At 54.0% G+C, this 20240-nt stretch carries 17 protein-coding genes; 9 read left to right on the top strand and 8 right to left on the bottom strand.

Annotation, left to right across the window (positions count from 1 at the left end):
* Positions 1-58: 58 nt before the first annotated feature.
* A complete protein-coding gene (gene ygjG / locus ACVXHP_RS09755) occupies positions 59-1438 on the bottom strand; it encodes a putrescine aminotransferase (protein ID WP_167371260.1) in 1380 nt (459 codons plus the stop codon).
* A 430-nt stretch (positions 1439-1868) separates the two neighbouring features.
* Between ygjG and ACVXHP_RS09760 the strand changes: the two genes are divergently transcribed.
* Positions 1869-3389 (top strand): methyl-accepting chemotaxis protein, encoded by a 1521-nt coding sequence (locus tag ACVXHP_RS09760; protein WP_447571351.1) that lies wholly within the window; start codon positions 1869-1871, stop codon positions 3387-3389.
* 54 nt (positions 3390-3443) lie between these two features.
* Here ACVXHP_RS09760 and ACVXHP_RS09765 read toward each other — a convergent pair whose 3' ends face one another.
* A complete protein-coding gene (locus ACVXHP_RS09765; RefSeq protein WP_316129293.1) occupies positions 3444-4124 on the bottom strand; it encodes a PadR family transcriptional regulator in 681 nt (226 codons plus the stop codon).
* A gap of 235 nt (positions 4125-4359) precedes the next feature.
* On the opposite strand from ACVXHP_RS09765, the gene ACVXHP_RS09770 reads away from it, so the two are divergent.
* Positions 4360-5133, top strand: coding sequence for a siderophore-interacting protein (locus ACVXHP_RS09770; RefSeq protein ID WP_447571352.1), 774 nt, complete (start codon positions 4360-4362; stop codon positions 5131-5133).
* On the opposite strand, the gene ACVXHP_RS09775 is transcribed toward ACVXHP_RS09770, so the two are convergent.
* The gene (locus ACVXHP_RS09775; RefSeq protein ID WP_200009083.1) at positions 5134-5982 is read right to left on the bottom strand and encodes a helix-turn-helix domain-containing protein; all 849 of its coding nucleotides are present in this window, start codon (positions 5980-5982) and stop codon (positions 5134-5136) included.
* Positions 5983-6049: 67 nt separating this feature from the next.
* On the opposite strand from ACVXHP_RS09775, the gene cfa reads away from it, so the two are divergent.
* Positions 6050-7204, top strand: coding sequence for a cyclopropane fatty acyl phospholipid synthase (gene cfa / locus ACVXHP_RS09780; protein ID WP_200009082.1), 1155 nt, complete (start codon positions 6050-6052; stop codon positions 7202-7204).
* Positions 7205-7470: 266 nt separating this feature from the next.
* On the opposite strand, the gene ACVXHP_RS09785 is transcribed toward cfa, so the two are convergent.
* Positions 7471-9129 carry a glycerone kinase gene (locus ACVXHP_RS09785; RefSeq protein ID WP_447571353.1) on the bottom strand — a complete coding sequence of 553 codons (1659 nt, stop codon included), beginning with the start codon at positions 9127-9129 and terminating at the stop codon, positions 7471-7473.
* A 561-nt stretch (positions 9130-9690) separates the two neighbouring features.
* Here ACVXHP_RS09785 and ACVXHP_RS09790 point away from each other — a divergent pair.
* Together ACVXHP_RS09790 and dhaR are read left to right on the top strand one after the other, a co-directional pair.
* Positions 9691-10788, top strand: coding sequence for a glycerol dehydrogenase (locus tag ACVXHP_RS09790; protein ID WP_007372185.1), 1098 nt, complete (start codon positions 9691-9693; stop codon positions 10786-10788).
* An 89-nt stretch (positions 10789-10877) separates the two neighbouring features.
* Positions 10878-12803 carry a dihydroxyacetone kinase operon transcriptional regulator DhaR gene (dhaR, locus tag ACVXHP_RS09795; RefSeq protein WP_070083109.1) on the top strand — a complete coding sequence of 642 codons (1926 nt, stop codon included), beginning with the start codon at positions 10878-10880 and terminating at the stop codon, positions 12801-12803.
* Here the strand turns inward: dhaR and ACVXHP_RS09800 are convergent.
* From ACVXHP_RS09800 to ACVXHP_RS09815, 4 genes are read right to left on the bottom strand one after another with little or no spacing between them, the layout of a single operon-like run.
* Complete coding sequence (locus ACVXHP_RS09800; RefSeq protein WP_042311088.1) at positions 12781-13311, bottom strand: cob(I)yrinic acid a,c-diamide adenosyltransferase; 531 nt, start codon at positions 13309-13311, stop codon at positions 12781-12783. The two genes, dhaR and ACVXHP_RS09800, sit on opposite strands and share 23 nt — an antisense overlap.
* Entirely contained in the window at positions 13312-13665 is a 354-nt protein-coding gene (locus ACVXHP_RS09805) for a glycerol dehydratase reactivase beta/small subunit family protein (protein ID WP_200009080.1), read from the bottom strand.
* Between the two features lie 16 nt (positions 13666-13681).
* Positions 13682-14845: a 1,3-propanediol dehydrogenase gene (gene dhaT, locus ACVXHP_RS09810; protein WP_447571354.1), complete on the bottom strand. Its 1164-nt coding sequence runs from the start codon at positions 14843-14845 to the stop codon at positions 13682-13684.
* Between the two features lie 22 nt (positions 14846-14867).
* Complete coding sequence (locus tag ACVXHP_RS09815) at positions 14868-15296, bottom strand: GlcG/HbpS family heme-binding protein (RefSeq protein WP_447571355.1); 429 nt, start codon at positions 15294-15296, stop codon at positions 14868-14870.
* Positions 15297-15687: 391 nt separating this feature from the next.
* Between ACVXHP_RS09815 and ACVXHP_RS09820 the strand changes: the two genes are divergently transcribed.
* From ACVXHP_RS09820 to ACVXHP_RS09835, 4 genes are read left to right on the top strand one after another with little or no spacing between them, the layout of a single operon-like run.
* A complete protein-coding gene (locus ACVXHP_RS09820; protein ID WP_016243883.1) occupies positions 15688-17355 on the top strand; it encodes a propanediol/glycerol family dehydratase large subunit in 1668 nt (555 codons plus the stop codon).
* Between the two features lie 11 nt (positions 17356-17366).
* Entirely contained in the window at positions 17367-17951 is a 585-nt protein-coding gene (locus ACVXHP_RS09825) for a propanediol/glycerol family dehydratase medium subunit (protein ID WP_019077735.1), read from the top strand.
* Between the two features lie 2 nt (positions 17952-17953).
* On the top strand, positions 17954-18382 hold the full coding sequence (locus ACVXHP_RS09830; protein WP_200009076.1) for a diol dehydratase small subunit: 429 nt from the start codon (positions 17954-17956) through the stop codon (positions 18380-18382).
* 10 nt (positions 18383-18392) lie between these two features.
* Positions 18393-20207, top strand: a complete 1815-nt coding sequence (locus ACVXHP_RS09835) for a diol dehydratase reactivase subunit alpha (protein WP_447571356.1) — start codon at positions 18393-18395, stop codon at positions 20205-20207.
* Positions 20208-20240 lie beyond the last annotated feature (33 nt).

Raw genomic sequence — 20240 nt, forward strand, 5'->3', positions numbered from 1 at the left:
GGCCTACAAAAGGACACACTTTCGTAGGCCAGATACTCGCAGCGCCATCCGACATGTATTACATCTGCTCCACGCTCACCCGTAATGCTGCCAGGGCTTTGCGTGTTGATCGCAACACCAGATCGCATTGCTCGATCGTTAACGTTAGCGGCGGTTCGATGCGGATCGTCTTGGCATTGTTCAGCGTCCCGGCGACCAGCACCCGCTGGCGGAACATCTCACTGGCAAAGTTATAGCCGATTTCATTATCGACAAACTCAATCGCCATCAACATGCCCTTGCCGCGTACATCGTGCACCAGATCCGGGTATTCCCGCGCAAGCTGGCGGAAACCATCCAGCAACATATCGCCTTTCTGCTCTGCCTGAGCCGGTAAATTTTGCTCCAGCAGGACGTTAATGGTGGCCAATGCCGCCGCACAAGCGAGCGGGTTGCCGCCAAACGTCGTGGTATGCAGGAAAGGATTATCGAACAGCACCGAGAACACCTCTTCGGTGGCAATGGTTGCGCCAATCGGCATCACGCCGCCGCCCAACGCTTTTGCCAGACACATAATATCGGGCTGCACGTTTTCGTGTTCGCAGGCGAACATTTTGCCGGTACGTCCCATGCCGGTCTGCACTTCGTCAAGGATCATCAGCGCGCCAAACTCATCGCAAAGTTTACGCACGGCGGTTAAATACCCTTGCGGCGGCAGGATCACGCCCCCTTCACCCTGAATCGGCTCAAGGATCACGGCGGCGACGTCATCACCGGTCTTTTTACACTCGCTGAGCATGGTACGCATCGCGTTAATATCGCCAAACGGCACATGGCGGAATCCCGGCAGCAGCGGCATAAAGGGTTTACGGAAGGTGGATTTCGCCGTGGCGGACAGCGCGCCCAGGGATTTACCATGGAATGCGCCGCTGGTGGCAATAAATGTAAATTTACCGCGCGGCGATTGATACGCTTTCGCCAGCTTCAGGGCGGCTTCAACCGACTCGGTCCCGCTGTTACAGAAAAAACTGTATTTCAGTTTACCGGGCGCCAGGGCGGCGAGGGTTTTTGCCAGCATGGCCCGCAACGGGTCAAGTAACTCCTGGCTGTGCAGAGGTTGTTTCGCGAGTTGGTTCTGTACGGCGGAAACCACGACTGGATTACGGTGCCCCACGTTGAAAATGCCAAAACCACCCAGGCAATCAACAAACTCCTGTCCCTGGGTGTCGACAAGCGTATTAAGGCTTCCCGCTTGCCACTCTACGGCTCCGTAATCCCCGCCTGCAGTTACAGATTTTCGATACTCTAAGAACCCCGGATTGACATGCTCCTTAAAGTACTCAATCACCTCTCGGTTTAATGATTTCATTTCCTCATGATCAAGCGTGCGCTTTTCGATGAGATTCAGTGCGTGTGCGCTGCAGGCCAGGGCCGATGCGCTGGAAGGTAACCTGTTCAAAATATGCTCCCGGAGCTGGCGTATCACATGATACTGATTTAAGTATTGCAGGGATTGCGCCATTCCGGCGCGCTTAGCAAAAATCGGGATAAACACCAGGAAACATCTTATTTGTGCAACATTTAATGCCAGTATTTAACATTTGCTGGCATTTTGCCCAGATTTGGCACCTGAAAACAGAAAGAATAAACGCGTATTTGCCCTAAAAATGGGCAATATTTGCACTGTGACGGTGCGGGGGAAGATGTGTAATTGAATAGTTGCTTAATGAAAGTATTTTAAATCAATGAATTAGAATGCGTACAAATTTTGAGGTTTAATCGCAAATTGCGATCTAAATCAAATTTAACAACTAAAGATAAAAAAATTATCGCCGAAATAACATAAGCCGAAAGAGTTAACAACCAGATAACCTGCACAGGACGCAACCATGTCTTCTCATCCCTACGTTAGTCAGCAAAATACACCGCTGGATGATGATATCACCCTCATGTCCACCACCGATTTAGAAAGCTATATCACTCATGCGAACGATACCTTTGTCCAGGTCAGCGGCTATCAACTGAATGAATTGCTCGATAAGCCGCACAACCTGGTTCGTCATCCGGACATGCCAAAAGCGGCGTTTGCGGATATGTGGTACACCCTCAAACAGGGTGAGCCATGGAGCGGCATTGTGAAAAACCGGCGTAAGAATGGCGATCACTACTGGGTGAGGGCCAACGCGGTGCCGATGGTGCGGGAAGGGCGAGTGACCGGGTACATGTCGATTCGTACCCGGGCAACTGACGAAGAGATTGCGGCGGTAGAGCCTTTATATAAAGCGCTGAATGAAGGACGTTGCAACCGACGTGTTCATAAAGGTTTGGTGGTACGCAAAGGCTGGCTGGGTAAACTCCCGGCACTGCCGATTCGCTGGCGGGTACGCAGCGTGATGGCATTGATGTTTGTGGTACTGGCGACCGCATTGCAGCAAATGGGCGGCGAATGGCCGTTACTGTTGATGAGTGCGTTGGTAATGCTGCTGGGGACGGCTATTTTCGAATGGCAAATTGTGCGTCCCATCGAGAATGTCGCTCGTCAGGCGTTGAAAGTGGCGACCGGTGAGCGCAACAGCGTGTCGCATCTTAACCGCAGCGATGAACTGGGTTTGATGCTGCGAGCGGTGGGGCAACTGGGGTTAATGTGCCGTTGGCTCATCCATGATGTTTCCAGCCAGGTGAGTTGTGTGCGTAGCGACAGCGAAACGCTGGCGAAAGGCAGTGATGATTTGACCAAGCATACGCAGCAGACCGTAGAGAATGTGCAGGAAACGGTGACCACCATGAATCAGATGGCGGCGTCGGTGAAACAAAACTCTGAGACCGCCGCTGCAGCCGACAAACTCTCGATCGCCGCCAGCAACGCGGCAACGCACGGCGGCGAGGCGATGGATACCGTCATCAAAACCATGGACGATATCGCCAACAGCACTCAGCGGATCGGCACCATTACCACGCTGATTAACGATATTGCTTTCCAGACCAATATTCTGGCCTTGAACGCCGCCGTTGAAGCTGCGAGGGCGGGCGAGCAAGGGAAAGGGTTCGCGGTGGTGGCGGGAGAAGTGCGTCACCTTGCCAGTCGTAGCGCCAGTGCGGCCAATGATATCCGCAAGCTGATTGATGCCAGCGCCGATAAGGTGCAGTCCGGCTCCGATCAGGTACACGCCGCGGGGCGCACGATGGACGATATTGTGGCGCAGGTGCAAAACGTCACTCAACTGATCGCGCAAATCAGCCACTCAACGCTGGAACAGTCTGATGGTCTTTCCAGCCTGACTCGCGCGGTCAATGAACTGAGCAGCATTACGCAGAAAAACGCCGAACTGGTAGAAAAGAGCGCCCAGATTTCCGCGATGGTGAAACATCGCGCGGGTCGTCTGGAAGATGCGGTCACGGTGCTGCATTAATCTTAACAACCGCAGGCGTAACGCCGGGCACACGGGTTCCGCCTGCTGCGCAGATTAATCTAACTGCGTAATATCCAGCGCGGCGCGATCGATAATACCAATGATTTTTTTGATCTGCGCCTCGCTGGTATCGCCATGATTGACGCGTAGGTCCAGCACGGCTTTAAAGTTCTCCAGTGCGCGTTTCATCTGTGGATTTTTACGTAATTCAAAACCCACACAACGGGCTTTAATACGTTGGTGGATATGTTCCAGATGTTCGCGGTTCTCATCCAACCACTGCAGACCTTGAGTCGTGATGGCAATCTGCTTACGCCCGCCTTCCTCGTCGCTGATGGCGATCAGTGCCTGATCCTGCAACAGATCCAGCGTCGGATAGATAACGCCAGGGCTCGGGGTGTAGTTACCCTGAGTCAGGGTTTCAATCGCTTTAATCAGTTCATAGCCGTGGCTGGCGTCGCGGGTCAGGATATCCAGAATCACCAGGCGTAATTCTCCGTGACCGAAGAAGCGCTGGCGACGACCACCACCTCCGCCGCGACCGTGGCGGTGCCCGCACCCCTGTTCGTGGTGATGTTCTTTATTACAGCCTTCGTGGCGATGCTCTTCACCTTTGCAGCAACCTGCATGGTGCTCACTGTGGCGGCTTTCGTGGTGATGTCCTTCACCCTTGCAGCAGCCTTCGTGTTGGTGCTCTGTCTGTTTACAGCAACCTTCATGATGGTTTTGCATCATCGTCTCCTGATATTATTTAGATATATCTAATTTATATCTAAATATTGTTTTCATGCAAGCCTGTAAAATTTATTTTGTTTAATGCATTGATTATTGTCTATTTTTTAATGAATGCGATAGCGGGCTATCACAAGATGACTATATCAAAAAAGTGCTTGCAATCTTTTTGATTAGCAATCATTATCATTTGAAAATAAATTTAGATATATCGTATTATCTTCACGAAGGCGAAAAAATGACAAAAAACACTTCACGCTACCCGCAGCGCGTTCGCAATGAACTGCGCTTCCGTGAACTTACCGTCCTGCGCGTTGAACGTGTTAGCGTGGGCTTTCAGCGTATCGTACTGGGCGGTGACGCGCTGGACGGTTTTAGCTCGCACGGCTTTGATGACCATACCAAGGTCTTTTTCCCGGAACCGGGCAGCCATTTCGTGCCGCCTGTTGTCACCGATGAAGGCATTGTCTGGGCCGAGGGTGTGCGTCCGCTCTCCCGGGACTACACGCCGTTGTATGACGAAGCGCGCCATGAGCTGGCGCTGGATTTTTATATTCATGACGGTGGCGTGGCGAGCTCATGGGCGATGAATGCTCGCGAGGGTGACAAGCTGACGATCGGTGGACCGCGCGGTTCTTTGGTGGTGCCAGAGGATTATGCGTATCAGGTTTACGTGTGTGATGAATCAGGCATGCCCGCGCTGCGCCGACGTCTGGAGTCGCTCAGCCGTTTAGCGGTACGCCCGAACGTAACGGCTCTGGTAAGCGTGCAGGATGCGGCGTATCAGGACTATTTTGCCCATCTCGACGAGTTTGCTATTCAGTGGTTTATTGGCCATGACGAACAGGCGGTGGATGAATATTTATCGCAACTGAACGTGCCCACGGACGATTATTTCATCTGGATTACCGGCGAAGGCAAGGTGGTAAAAAACCTCAGCGCTCGCTTTGAAACCGAGGCGTTCGATCAGCAACTGGTGCGCGCAACGGCTTACTGGCATCAACGCCGTTAATCAGTAATTCGATGGCGGTACGCCAAACGCCTGGCGAAAGGCATAGCTAAATGCCGCGGTGCTCGAATACCCCACATCCAGCGCCACGGTGGTTATGCTTTTATTTTTCTTCAGCATTAATACCGATTCCAGAATACGCATTTTTTGCTTCCAGACGCTGAAAGGTAATCCGGTTTCTTTTTTAAAATGCCGTGAAAAGGTACGGGCTGACATGCCCAGATGCTGCGCCCAGTATTCTACTGAGTGCTCCAGGGCCGGGGATTCCTGAATTGTCCGGCATACTTTGGTTAATTCGCGATCCTGCGGCCAGGGTAATACAAAAGCGACTTCCGGTAGCTGTAGAATAATATCAACCAGAACACTGACCAGCTTGCCCTCTTTTGACTGGCTATCATAATGGCCCGAAATTAAATTTGTGGCGTAATGAATAAACTCTCTGGCGAAATCACTGATCGCCACCACTTTACATTCATTGATGCTCTCTTCAAGAAAACCAGGCTTAATGTCCAGATTCTCTAAATACACATCATCCAGTGCCCAGACCGCATGCTCAATATTATTCGGGATCCAGATTCCATAATGCGCCGGGATTATCCAGCATTTGCCGGCGACATCAATACGCATGCTGCCTTTACGGGCGAAATGAAACTGCATAAAAGAGTGCGAATGCTGCGGAACATGGTGGTTGGCTTCCAGGACATAAGAACGGAAGTATACGTCCTGCGGCAGCTCCGCCATGGAGTTATCGGGGAACGAATTCCACTGTTTTTGCGCGAGAGTTTCCATAAATGAATCGTCAATGCTCCCGGTGATGTGTCCGCTGCTCGATAGATCTTGTCCGCAGATCATAATACATACACTCTGTTTTCCATAATAATCTTGCGTAAGAATTTCTAGCCCACTTTTGGTAAATACCATGAACACGCTTTGTTCAGATGCTGTCATCGTCAATGAAACAAATGATAACTGGACCCGAATGGGAAAAGAGCTGCTTTCGCAAGCGGATATCCAGATTAATGGCACCCGTGCCTGGGACATTCAACTTCATCATGCCGGTTTCTTTAAGCGGGTATTGCAACAAGGCTCGTTAGGGCTTGGTGAAAGCTATATGGAAGGCTGGTGGGATTGCGAGCGGCTCGATATTCTGTTTTGCAAAATCCTCAAAGCAAAACTCGACCAGCAAATGCCGGGTAATCTGAAAGATATTTTACGCATTGCCAGCGCCCGCCTGTTTAATTTGCAATCGCGGAGCCGCGCGTGGATTGTCGGTAAAGAGCATTATGATATTGGGAACGATCTTTTTGCGCTGATGCTGGATCCGCATATGCAATATTCCTGTGGTTACTGGAAAGACGCGACCACATTAGACGATGCGCAAAATGCCAAATTAAAAATGATTTGTGAGAAGTTACAACTCAAACCGGGTATGCGTTTACTCGATATTGGTTGTGGCTGGGGCGGGCTGGCGGAATATGCCGCGCGTCATTATGGCGTGGCGGTAGAAGGCGTCACTATCTCTAAAGAGCAGCAGAAAATGGCGCAACAGCGCTGTGAAGGACTGGACGTTAACATTCTGCTGCAGGATTATCGTGACCTCGATAAACACTACGATCGCATTGTCTCCGTGGGGATGTTCGAACACGTTGGGCCGAAAAACTACGACACCTATTTCAGCATCGCCGACCGTTGTTTAAAACCGGACGGGCTGTTCCTGCTGCATACTATTGGCAGCAACAAAAAGGGGATGAGCGTCGATCCGTGGATCAATAAATACATTTTCCCTAACGGTTGCTTACCAGCGATTTCGCATATTGCCGAGGCCAGCGAGTCACGCTTTGTGATGGAAGACTGGCATAACTTTGGCAGCGATTACGATAAAACGCTGATGGCCTGGCACGAGCGTTTTAATCAGGCATGGCCGGAGCTGTCTTCACGTTACTCCGCCACCTTCAGAAGAATGTTTAATTACTATTTATGCGCCTGCGCCGGGGCTTTTCGCGCCAGAGATATTGAGCTTTGGCAGGTACTGTTTAGCCGCGGCGTCGAGGGCGGCATCCGCGTTTATCGTTAACGTTCTGCCGGATGGCGGCGTAAGCGCCTTATCCGGCCTACAGCAGCGTGCACTCCGTAGGCCTGATAAGTGAAGCGCATCAGGCATTTTTTGCCGGAAGGCGGCGCAAGCGCCTTATCCGGCCTACAACAGCGTGTGCTCCGTAGGCCTGATAAGTGAAGCGCATCAGGCATTTTTTGCCGGATGGCGGCGCAAGCGCCTTATCCGGCCTACAGCAGCGTGTGCTCCGTAGGCCTGATAAGAGAAACACATCCGGCATTTATGGCTTAGCTCAACTCACTCTCCGCCAGCGCTTTAAACACCATCGCTACCGCATGCGCGCCGGGGTCCATATTACCCAACAAGCTTTCGCTGCTCAGATACGATGCGCGACCCGCATTGGCTTTGCTCGACAAACAGGTTCGTTCGGCCCCGGCTTGCGCGGCGTCAAAGGCGGCATGCAGGTTGTGCGGATGCGCCAGCAGTGAGGTCAGTGCGGGTTGCAGGGCGTCAATCATGGTGCGATCGCCTTCGTCTGCGCCGCCGTAGAACTTCATCTGCGCCAGACCCGTATTCAGCGCTTCGGCAACGTTAGCTCCCTGTTCCAGTTTCTGCCCTGCGGCAGTAAAGAAAATAGACATCAGCACGCCGCTGGAACCGCCCATCACCACGGTCAGACGTTCGCCAATCAACGCGAACAGCGTGGCAAGGTCATCCAGCGGAAGCTGCTGACGCTGCAGCAGGTTGGCAATTTCACGCGCGCCAGCGGCAAAGGTTGAACCCGTATCGCCATCGCCGACTTTGGCATCCAGCGCGTTGAGATGTGCTTCCAGATCGGAAAGCGTTGCGGTGACCTGCTCCACAATCCCGGCGACCAGCGCGTTGGCTGAGGGCTGAAATTCCACACGCGCGCTGCGCTGCGATGATGGCGTGTAGCTGATTTCACGCGGTGGGACGGGAGTCGGCCAGTTGCTGGTTTCCACTTCGGTCAGCAGCGCTTTTTCGATGCTCTCTTCGAGCACGATGGCCGTCAGTGAGAATCCTTTCATATCCAGCGCGGTGACCAGCGAGGCCGGACCAATCAGCCAGTCGATACGCGGGTACAGCGGACTGCTTGCCAGTTCGCGGGTGATAATGGCCATTTCGGCAACGGACACGCCGCCAAGATTGTTAATCATCACCGCCACTCTGCCGGTTTCAGGCAGGACCGTCAGTAGTTTATCCACCATCAGGTTGACCACCTGCGCACTGTTTTGCGTATCGATAACCGAGGCCCCCGGTTCGCCATGAATACCCATACCCAGCTCTGCATGACCTGGATGGTGGCGCGGGGCGGCGTCGGTTTCTTGCGGCAGATGACAGCTGGAGAGGGCGACGCCCAGGCTGAAAGTGTTGTTGGCTGCATACTGCGCTTCACGCAGGACGGTGGCGAGGTTGTAGCCGCGTTCAGCGAAATAGCCAGCGATTTTATGCACCAGGATGGTTCCCGCAATGCCGCGTGGGTGTTTGTTATCCGGCAGGGAGATGTCGTCACCGACTATCAGCATTTCAACGTTGTAGCCAAGGCGTCGCGCTTTTTCTGCGGCGAGGCCGAAATTAAGACGGTCACCGGTGTAGTTCTTCACGATCAACAGACAGCCGGCCTCACCGGTCACTGCCTGAATAGCGGTTAGTACTGCATCCACGCTCGGGGAGGCGAACACGTCGCCGCAGACCGCCGCAGTCAGCATACCTTTGCCGATAAACCCAACGTGCGCGGGTTCGTGCCCTGAACCACCGCCGGAGATCACCGCCACATTATTTTTGTTAAGGTCGCGGCGAACCACGATGCGAATGGCCGGATCGCTCTCCAGACGCGCCAGGTTATTCCACGGGCTGGCGATAATTGTCCCGTCGATCACGTCGCTAACGAGATGGGGGCGTTGATTAAAAAAGAATTGAGACATAACGGCTCCTCGAGGTTGAGTGTAAGACAAACCCCCGAATGCATGTTCATGGTGCGGAGGCAATGGAGAGATTCTGGCGAAGTCAGCATGGAAAAAAACAACGCGAAAATGAGTTTCATTACGAAACGTGATTGCTGTTTTTTGTTCCGAAATGAAACTTAATTAGGCGGGAAATCATCACAATGCGACCTCGCTCCACTTTTTTATCCTGCGATGAGAGCAGGCCACACGGCGCTGTCAGCCTTTTTTTGCGGGTTTTTACGCAGGATGGCGCGTAGTTGGGGGAATTTATCTTCGTGTTTGTCGGTGATTTCGCGGTAAAGGAGCGGATCGGGATCGCAAACCTTATTATTTTTGTGGTTAAGTGTTCCAATATGAAACGTGTGTCATTTTTATCTGTTTCATATCAGAACAAAATGACGAAAGATTTTTTTGTGCACGCCTCGCCATACAGTTATTACATCGCTCCGGTACGTCCGTTTTCGCCGTCAACATCAGGCTAAACGGGTTAACGCCAGGGCTCACCATGTAAAAACATGTACTTATTTGAGGATGAAAGGAATGCTAAAAGTTATTCAATCTCCAGCCAAATATCTCCAGGGTCCTGACGCTTCTACCTTATTTGGTCAATACGCTAAAAATCTGGCGGACAGCTTTTTCGTGATTGCGGACGACTTCGTCATGAAGCTGGCGGGAGAGAAGGTACTCAATGGCCTGCACAGCCATGACATTAGCTGCCACGCGGAACGCTTCAACGGTGAATGCAGCCATGTTGAAATTAATCGCCTGATTGCCATTCTGAAAAAACACGGTTGCCGCGGCGTGGTTGGGATTGGTGGCGGGAAAACGTTAGATACCGCCAAAGCAATTGGTTATTACCAGAAGCTGCCGGTAGTGGTGATCCCGACCATCGCCTCAACCGATGCGCCAACCAGCGCGCTGTCCGTTATCTATACCGAAGCGGGTGAATTTGAAGAGTATCTGATCTACCCGAAAAACCCGGATATGGTGGTGATGGATACCGCAATTATTGCCAAAGCGCCGGTACGTCTGCTGGTGGCTGGGATGGGCGATGCGCTCTCGACCTGGTTTGAAGCGAAAGCCTGTTATGACGCCCGAGCGACCAGCATGGCGGGCGGGCAGTCCACCGTGGCGGCGCTGAGCCTGGCGCGCCTGTGCTATGATACCCTGCTGGCGGAAGGCGAAAAGGCACGCTTAGCTGCCCAGGCTGGCGTGGTGACCGATGCGCTGGAACGTATTGTCGAAGCCAACACCTACCTCAGCGGTATCGGTTTTGAAAGTAGCGGACTTGCGGGGGCACATGCCATCCATAACGGCTTTACGATTCTGGAAGAGTGCCACCATCTGTACCACGGCGAAAAAGTCGCCTTTGGTACGCTGGCGCAGCTGGTGCTGCAGAACAGCCCGATGGAAGAGATCGAAACCGTGCTGAATTTCTGTCAGAAAGTGGGCCTGCCGGTAACGTTAGCGGAAATGGGCGTGAAAGACGACATTGACGGCAAGATTATGGCCGTGGCTAAAGCCACCTGCGCAGAAGGTGAAACCATTCACAATATGCCATTCCCGGTGACGCCTGAAAGCGTACATGCCGCTATTTTGACGGCAGACCTGCTGGGACAGCAGTGGCTGGCGCGTTAATCGGGCATCGGTAAATCTTTTCAGCATTTTCTTCCCCTCTGACAGTCTCTGCCGGAGGGGTTGTCTATGGTAAAACAGCGGAAATGGATATGACGGCGCATACGCATAGCATCGGGCAGGAAGTCTCTTCGGTTCTCGCCCAGTCCTGGCATCGTTGCAGCAAGTTCATGCAGCGGGAAACCTGGCAGGCACCGCATCAGGCGCAGGGGCTGACCTTTGAGTCGATTTGTCGTCGTAAGACGGCGCTGCTCACGATTGCGCAGGCCGCGCTGGAAGATGCCTGGGAGTTTATGGACGGCCGTCCGTGCGCGCTGCTGATTCTGGATGAATCGGCCTGTATTCTCAGTCGTTGCGGCGATCCGCAGACGATAGAACAGCTGGCGGAGCTTGGATTTCGCGACGGTAGCTATTGCGCGGAAAGCATTATCGGCAGTTGTGCGCTGTCGCTGGCGACGATGCCGGGCCAGCCGACAAAAACCTCTGGCGCTCAGCACTTTAAACAGGCGCTGCATCCGTGGTCGTTCTGCTCGACGCCGGTGTTCGATAACCATGGGCGTCTGTTTGGCTCCATCTCATTATGTTGTCTGGTAGAGCATGAGTCGGTTTCTGATTTATCCCTGACGCTGGCGATTGCCAGAGAAGTCGGCAATTCATTGCTGACCGACAGCCTGCTGGCAGAATCCAACCGCCATCTGAACCAGATGTACGGGCTGCTGGAGAGCATGGATGATGGCGTGATGGCCTGGAACGAGCAGGGGGTGTTGCAGTTCCTCAATGCGCGCGCAGCGCTGCTTTTGCATCTCGACGCGCAGGCCAGCCAGGGGAAAAATATTCATGACCTGCTCAATTTGCCCATGTTGCTGCGTCGGGCAATTAAACATGCCCGCGGTCTGAATCACGTCGAAGTCACCTTTGAAAGCCAGCACCAGTTTGTTGACGCCGTCATCACCCTGAAGCCGATTGTTGAGGAGCAGGGCAACAGCTTTATCCTGCTGCTGCATCCGGTGGAGCAAATGCGTCAGTTGATGACCAGCCAGCTTGGGAAGGTGAGCCACACCTTTGAGCAGATGTCGACGGACGATCCTGAAACCCGACGCTTGATCCATTTTGGTCGCCAGGCGGCAAGGGGGAGTTTCCCGATCCTGCTGTGTGGGGAAGAGGGCGTCGGGAAAGAGCTGCTGAGCCAGGCCATTCATAATGAAAGCGAACGCGCCAGCGGGCCGTATATCGCCGTGAACTGTCAGCTGTATGCCAACAGCGTGCTGGGGCAGGATTTTATGGGCAGTGCGCCCACCGATGATGAAAATGGTCGGTTGAGCCGCCTTGAGCTGGCGAACGGCGGCACGCTGTTTCTGGAGAAAATTGAGTATCTGGCGCCGGAGCTGCAATCCGCGCTGTTACAGGTGATCAAGCAGGGAGTGTTAACCCGTCTTGATGCCCGTCGGCTGATTCCGGTGGATGTGAAAGTGATCGCCACCACTACGGTTGATCTCGCTAACCTGGTGGAGCAAAACCGCTTTAGCCGCCAGCTGTATTACGCGCTGCACTCTTTTGAGATTGTTATCCCGCCGCTACGCGCGCGGCGTAACAGTATTCCCTCGCTGATTTATACGCGACTGAATAGCCTGAAAAAACGCTTTTCATACAGCCTGAAGATCGACGATGACGCGCTGGCACAACTGGTGGCTTATTCGTGGCCGGGCAATGACTTTGAGCTGAACAGCATTATCGAAAACATCGCCATCAGTAGCGATAACGGGCATATTCGGCTGAGTAATTTACCGGATTATCTGTTTGCTGAGCGCCCCGGTCTGGAGACCGCGTCTTCCCTGCTGCCAGCCAGCCTGACGTTTACCGCTATCGAAAAAGAGGCGATTATCCACGCCGCCCGCGTCACCAGCGGACGGGTACAGGAGATGTCGCAACTGCTGAATATTGGTCGCACCACCTTGTGGCGTAAGATGAAGCAGTACGACATCGACGCCAGCCAGTTTAAGCGCAAACATCTGGAGTAGTTTCTTCAATTCTCGCCATTGAGAACAGCGCATCCGACAGCCGGTTGATATAACGCTTGGGTTCATCGCGTAACGTTAGCGTTCTGTCCATCGCGATGAGGATCCGCTCCAGCCGCCGTGCCAGGGTGCGCGCCACGTGTAACTGTGCCGATGCCAGATTTTTCCCCGGAATGACAAATTCTTTCAGGGGGCCGCTCTGCGCCATATTGCGGTCAATAAGCTGCTCCAGTGCCTGAATATCCTCGGCGTTAATCGTCTGCGTTAGGCGGGCGAGACCTTTCTCATCGCTGGCGAGTTCCGCCCCCAGCACAAACAGCATCTTCTGGATGGCATGCAGATCCTGGCGTAATTCTGCCTGGCGCGAGCTGGCATAGCAGACGCCAAGCTGGGAAATCAGTTCATCCACCGTACCGTAGGCGTTAACGCGGATGTCGTCTTTGTCGATACGACTGCCGCCAAACAGCGCGGTCGTGCCTTTATCACCGGTTCGGGTATAGATGCGGTACATTTATTTTATCTCGCTAAAGGGAAGCACTTTGACCAGTTGGCCAGCATTGGCGCCGAGCGTGCGGATCATTGCAGCCCCGGCGGCGATATGCCCACGGACCAGCGCCCGATCCTCGGGTAACTGGGCGTGGGTTAGGGCAATATCACCAGTGGCGCTGAGGCCGAGACCCACGCGTAGCGTTGAGCTTTTAGCCGCCAGCGTGCTGAGGGCCAGCGCGCACTCATGCTCGTCGCAACAGATTGTCCGGCAAGGAACGCCCTGCTCTTCCAGCCCCCAGCACAGTTCATCAAGCTCGCGCGTATCCTGCCAGCGCGAGTGATAAAACAGATGTACGCCCGGTGATGAAAGTGACATTGCGCCCCCTTATTGATCAGAATGCCTGACGGAAGATCTCGGCAATTTCTTTCTCGTTCCCTTTACGCGGGTTGGAGAAGGCATTGCCGTCTTTCAGCGCCATTTCCGCCATATACGGGAAATCGGCTTCTTTGACGCCCAGCTCGCGCAGATGCTGCGGAATACCGATATCGGCAGAGAGGCGAGCGATGGCATGAATCGCCAGTTCGGCGGCATCCATGGTGGACAGACCGTCGATGTTCTCACCCATAAACTCCGCGATGTCGGCAAATTTCTCCGGATTAGCGATCAGGTTATAGCGCGCCACGTGCGGCAACAGGACGGCGTTTGCTACGCCGTGCGGCATGTCGTACAGACCGCCAAGCTGATGCGCCATCGCGTGAACGTAGCCAAGGTTGGCGTTGTTGAAGGCCATACCTGCCAGCAAAGAGGCATAGGCCATGTTCTCGCGAGCTTTCAGGTTGCTGCCCAGCGCTACGGCCTGGCGTAAGTTGCGGGCGATCAGTCGAATAGCCTGGATAGCGGCGGCGTCGGTAACCGGGTTGGCATCTTTTGAAATATAGGCCTCAACGGCGTGGGTCAGCGCATCCATCCCGGTCGCCGCGGTCAGTGGCGCAGGTTTGCCGAGCATCAGCAGCGGGTCATTAATGGAAACCGACGGCAGGTTGCGCCAGCTGACAATCACAAATTTCACTTTGGTTTTGGTATTGGTCAGCACGCAGTGGCGGGTGACTTCGCTGGCGGTACCGGCGGTGGTATTCACCGCGACGATCGGCGGCAGCGGATTGGTCAGGGTTTCAATTCCGGCATAGCTGTAGAGATCGCCTTCGTGCGTCGCCGCGATACCAATGCCTTTACCGCAGTCATGCGGGCTACCACCGCCGACGGTAACGATAATATCGCATTGCTCTTTACGAAAAACGTCCAGGCCGTCGCGCACGTTGGTGTCTTTGGGGTTTGGCTCGACGCCGTCAAACACCACCACGTCAATACCGGCTTCACGCAGATGGGTGAGGGTTTTATCAACCGCGCCGTCCTTAATGGCTCGCAGACCTTTATCAGTCACCAGCAGCGCTTTTTTACCGCCTAAAAGTTTGCAGCGTTCGCCAACAACGGAAATAGCATTCGGGCCAAAGAAGTTCACATTTGGCACCAGGTAATCAAACATACGATAGCTCATAATTTACCTTCTTAGATTTAATTTATAATTCAGAGAAACAATTCAGTGCGGTTTGTGCTAATAACATGTCTTGTTCGACAGTACCGCCACTTACGCCGACGGCACCGATTAATTTATCGTTTAATATGACAGGTAAACCGCCGCCAAAAATAACGATTCGATGTTGATTCGTTAGCTGTAAACCATATAACGACGCACCGGGTTGGACCGCGTCGGTAATTTCATGGGTGCCCTGGCGCAGACAGCAGGCGGTATATGCTTTATTCAGCGAAATCTCACAGCTGGTGACAAACGCGTCGTCCATGCGTTGCATCAGCAGCGTGTTTCCGCCGCGATCCACCACGGAAAAGACCACTGGCACGTTGATCTCAAGCGCTTTAGCTTCGACGGCCTGCGCCATTTTCCTGGCAGCTGCCAGCGTAATGGTGGCGATTTGTTGGCTCTTATTCACAGTCTCTCCTGAAAATGTTGTAGGGCTGAGGTCACGAAAATATCGCGCAACAGCTATTTTTATCATTGGGTTGTGCTTTATTTTCTCGCCGCGCGTTATTAAGTCAATAGGGTGAAAATTTCAAAATTATTCATTTAATTTTGTGTGTCGGCATTTATTGATAATGATCATTTAACTTCATCACAATTCGCCCCGGCTACTCCTGAGAATCGTTTCAATATGGAACGATGAATTTTTATTACGTGCCAAATTGGAACGAAATTAATTTTATTTTTTTATTGCTGGGCTCATTTAGAGTTCGGCCATTGCTGATGAAAGGCGAATGCCGGGTGTTGTGTCCCCGGCAAGTTAGCCCGGCGTCCCTATTTTTTATCTTTTGAGTCCATAAACTATGAGAAGATCAAAACGATTCGAAGTGCTTGCGAAGCGCCCTGTAAATCAGGATGGGCTGATTGGCGAATGGCCTGAAGAGGGGCTGATCGCCATGGAAAGCCCCTACGATCCGGCGTCGTCGGTGAAGGTAGAGAATGGTCGTATTGTTGAGCTGGACGGTAAGAGCCGCGCCGAGTTCGACATGATTGACCGTTTTATTGCCGACTACGCGATTAACGTGGCTGAAACCGAACGGGCAATGCGGCTCGACGCGCTGGAGATCGCCAGAATGCTGGTGGATATCCACGTTAGCCGGGAAGAGATTGTTGCTATTACCACCGCCATCACGCCGGCGAAAGCGGTGGAGGTGATGGCGCAAATGAACGTGGTGGAAATGATGATGGCGCTGCAAAAAATGCGCGCCAGACGCACGCCGTCCAACCAGTGCCATGTCACCAACCTGAAAGATAACCCGGTACAGATTGCCGCCGACGCGGCTGAAGCGGGGATCCGTGGTTTTTCAGAACAGGAAACCACGGTCGGGATCGCCCGCTATGCACCGTTTAACGCCCTGGCGCTGCTGGTTGGTTCCCAGTGCGGTCGTCCTGGCGTACTCACGCAATGTTCCGTTGAGGAGGCGACTGAGCTGGAGCTGGGGATGCGCGGGTTAACCAGCTACGCCGAAACCGTGTCGGTATACGGTACAGAGTCGGTGTTTACCGACGGCGATGATACGCCGTGGTCAAAAGCTTTTCTCGCCTCGGCTTATGCTTCTCGCGGCCTGAAAATGCGTTATACCTCCGGCACCGGTTCGGAAGCGCTGATGGGGTATTCAGAGAGTAAATCGATGCTCTATCTGGAGTCGCGCTGTATTTTTATCACCAAAGGCGCGGGCGTACAGGGGCTGCAAAACGGCGCAGTCAGCTGTATCGGCATGACCGGCGCAGTGCCGTCGGGTATTCGCGCGGTACTGGCGGAAAACCTGATTGCTTCAATGCTCGACCTTGAAGTGGCCTCCGCCAATGACCAGACCTTTTCCCACTCAGATATTCGACGTACCGCCCGTACCCTGATGCAAATGCTGCCGGGTACCGACTTTATCTTCTCCGGCTATAGTGCCGTGCCGAACTACGACAACATGTTTGCCGGGTCGAACTTCGACGCGGAAGACTTCGATGATTACAACATTCTGCAACGCGATCTGATGGTTGACGGTGGTCTGCGTCCTGTAACCGAAGAAGAAACCATCGCCATCCGCAATAAGGCGGCGCGCGCCATTCAGGCGGTGTTCCGCGAACTGGGTCTGCCGCTGATTAGCGATGAGGAAGTTGAGGCCGCCACTTATGCTCACGGCAGCAAAGATATGCCCGCGCGCAATGTGGTGGAAGATCTGGCCGCCGTGGAAGAGATGATGAAGCGCAATATCACCGGGCTGGATATCGTCGGCGCACTAAGCCGTAGCGGCTTCGAAGATATCGCCAGTAACATCCTCAATATGCTGAGACAGCGCGTCACCGGTGATTACCTGCAAACGTCGGCCATTCTGGATCGCCAGTTTGAGGTGGTAAGCGCTGTTAACGACATTAATGATTATCAGGGACCAGGCACCGGCTATCGTATTTCTGCCGAGCGCTGGGCGGAAATTAAAAATATCGCGGGCGTGGTTCAGCCTGGCTCAATTGAATAAGGCGGTACACCGTGGAATGCACAACTGAACGTAAGCCGGTTTTCACCTTGCAGGTCAGCGAAGGCGAGGCGGCTAAAGCGGACGAACGCGTAGATGAAGTGGTGATTGGCGTCGGTCCGGCCTTTGATAAGTACCAGCACAAAACCCTGATTGATATGCCGCATAACGCGATTCTTAAAGAGCTGGTGGCGGGGATCGAAGAAGAGGGGCTGCATGCGCGGGTGGTCAGAATTCTGCGCACCTCGGATGTTTCTTTTATGGCGTGGGACGCGGCAAACCTCAGCGGTTCCGGCATTGGGATTGGTATCCAGTCGAAGGGAACCACGGTGATTCATCAGCGCGATCTGCTGCCGCTGAGTAACCTTGAACTGTTCTCTCAGGCTCCACTACTGACGCTGGAAACCTATCGTCAGATTGGTAAAAACGCCGCGCGCTATGCGCGTAAAGAGTCGCCTTCGCCGGTACCGGTGGTCAATGACCAGATGGTGCGCCCTAAATTTATGGCCAAGGCCGCGCTGTTCCACATTAAAGAAACCAAACACGTGGTGCAGGATGCTGCGCCCGTCACGCTGCATATTGCACTGGTAAGGGAATGACTATGAACGACAACATCATGACCGCGCAGGATTACCCATTAGCGACCCGTTGCCCGGAGAAAATCCAGACGCCTGGCGGGAAACCGTTAACCGACATTACCCTTGAGAATGTGCTGGCAGGCAAGGTCGGGCCGCAGGATGTGCGTATTTCTCAGCAAACGCTGGAGTACCAGGCGCAGATTGCCGAACAGATGCAGCGTCACGCCGTGGCGCGCAATTTCCGTCGCGCGGCGGAACTGATTACCATCCCGGATGCTCGCATTTTGGAGATATACAATGCGCTACGTCCGTTTCGTTCTTCATTTGCGGAACTACAGGCGATTGCCGATGAGCTGGAGCACACCTGGCATGCCACGGTGAACGCCGCCTTTGTCCGCGAGTCGGCAGAGGTGTATCAGCAGAGAAACAAGCTGCGTAAAGGCAGCCAGTGACGGAGGACGCATGCCGTTAATCGCCGGGATTGATATCGGCAATGCCACCACCGAAGTGGCGTTGGCGCAGCATGGACGGTTTATTGCCAGCGGAATTGTCGCCACCACGGGCATGAAAGGGACGCGGGACAATATTGCCGGAGTGGTGGCCTCTCTGCAGCAGGCACTGGATAAAACGTCGTGGTCGCTTCAGGACGTGGCGAAAATCTGCATCAATGAGGCCGCGCCAGTGATTGGTGATGTGGCGATGGAAACCATCACTGAAACCATCATTACGGAATCGACAATGATTGGCCATAACCCGCAGACGCCGGGGGGAGTCGGCGTGGGGATGGGAACCACCATCAGCGTGGATAAGCTGGCATCACTGAGTGAGGATCGCTTTGCGCAGGGCTGGATCCCGCTGGTGGGCGAAGAGATCGATTTCCTCGAAGCGGTCTGGCTTATCAATGCGGCGCTCGATCGTGGGATCAACGTGGTGGCGGCGATCCTGAAAAAAGATGATGGCGTGCTGGTGAACAATCGCCTGCGTCGGGCAATGCCGGTGGTCGATGAAGTCACGCTACTGGAGAAGGTGCCGGAAGGTGTGCTGGCGGCGGTGGAAGTTGCGGCCGCAGGGCAGGTGGTGCGGGTATTGTCGAATCCTTACGGCATCGCGACCTTTTTTTCCCTGACGCCGGAGGAAACGCAAACCATCGTCCCTATCGCCAGGGCGCTGATTGGCAACCGCTCCGCCGTGGTGCTGAAAACGCCGCAGGGGGATGTGCAGTCGCGAACGATCCCGGCGGGTAAGATCTTTATCCGTGGCGAAAAGCGCGGTGGTGAAGCCGACGTAGCGCAGGGCGCACAGGCCATTATGCAGGCGATGAGCGCCTGTGCGCCCGTGTGCGATATCCGCGGTGAATCGGGTACGCACGCGGGCGGGATGCTTGAGCGGGTGCGTAAGGTGATGGCCTCGCTGACCGGTCACGACATGAACGCTGTGCATATTCAGGATCTTCTGGCGGTGGATACGTTTATTCCCCGCGAGGTGCAGGGGGGCATTGCCGGGGAATGCTCAATGGAGAACGCCGTTGGCATTGCGGCGATGGTGAAATCCGATCGCTTACAGATGCAGGCTATCGCCAGCGAGCTGAGTGCGCGGCTAAACACGCCCGTCGAAGTCGGTGGCGTGGAAGCCAACATGGCCGTAGCGGGCGCGTTAACGACGCCTGGATGCGCCGCGCCGCTGGCGATCCTCGATTTAGGCGCAGGATCCACCGATGCCGCCATTATTAATAGCGATGGCGTAGTGAAGGCGGTACACCTTGCCGGGGCGGGGAATATGGTCAGCCTGTTGATTCAAACGGAACTGGGCTTAAGCGATCTGTTTTTGGCAGAGGAAATTAAAAAATACCCGCTGGCCAAAGTGGAGAGCCTGTTCAGCATTCGCCACGAGAACGGCGCGGTCGAGTTTTTTCGTGAACCGCTCAGCCCGTCAGTATTTGCCAAAGTGGTGTATCTGAAAGACGGCGAGTTGATCCCGGTCGATAACCAGATCTCACTGGAGAAGATTCGTCTGGTGCGCCGTCAGGCCAAAGAGAAAGTCTTTGTTACCAACTGCCTGCGCGCGTTACGCCAGGTCTCACCTGGTGGATCCATTCGCGATATCACTTTTGTGGTGCTGGTAGGCGGCTCATCGCTGGATTTTGAAATTCCGCAGATGATCACCGATGCGCTGGCGCATTACGGCGTTGTCGCCGGGCAGGGCAACATCCGGGGTACTGAAGGCCCGCGCAATGCGGTGGCGACCGGGCTGGTTTTAGCCGGAGAAGCAAAAAAGTAGCGCAGAAAACAGCCGCGCAAGCGTTTAGCTGCG

The sequence above is a fragment of the Citrobacter freundii complex sp. 2025EL-00176 genome (genome assembly GCF_053309355.1).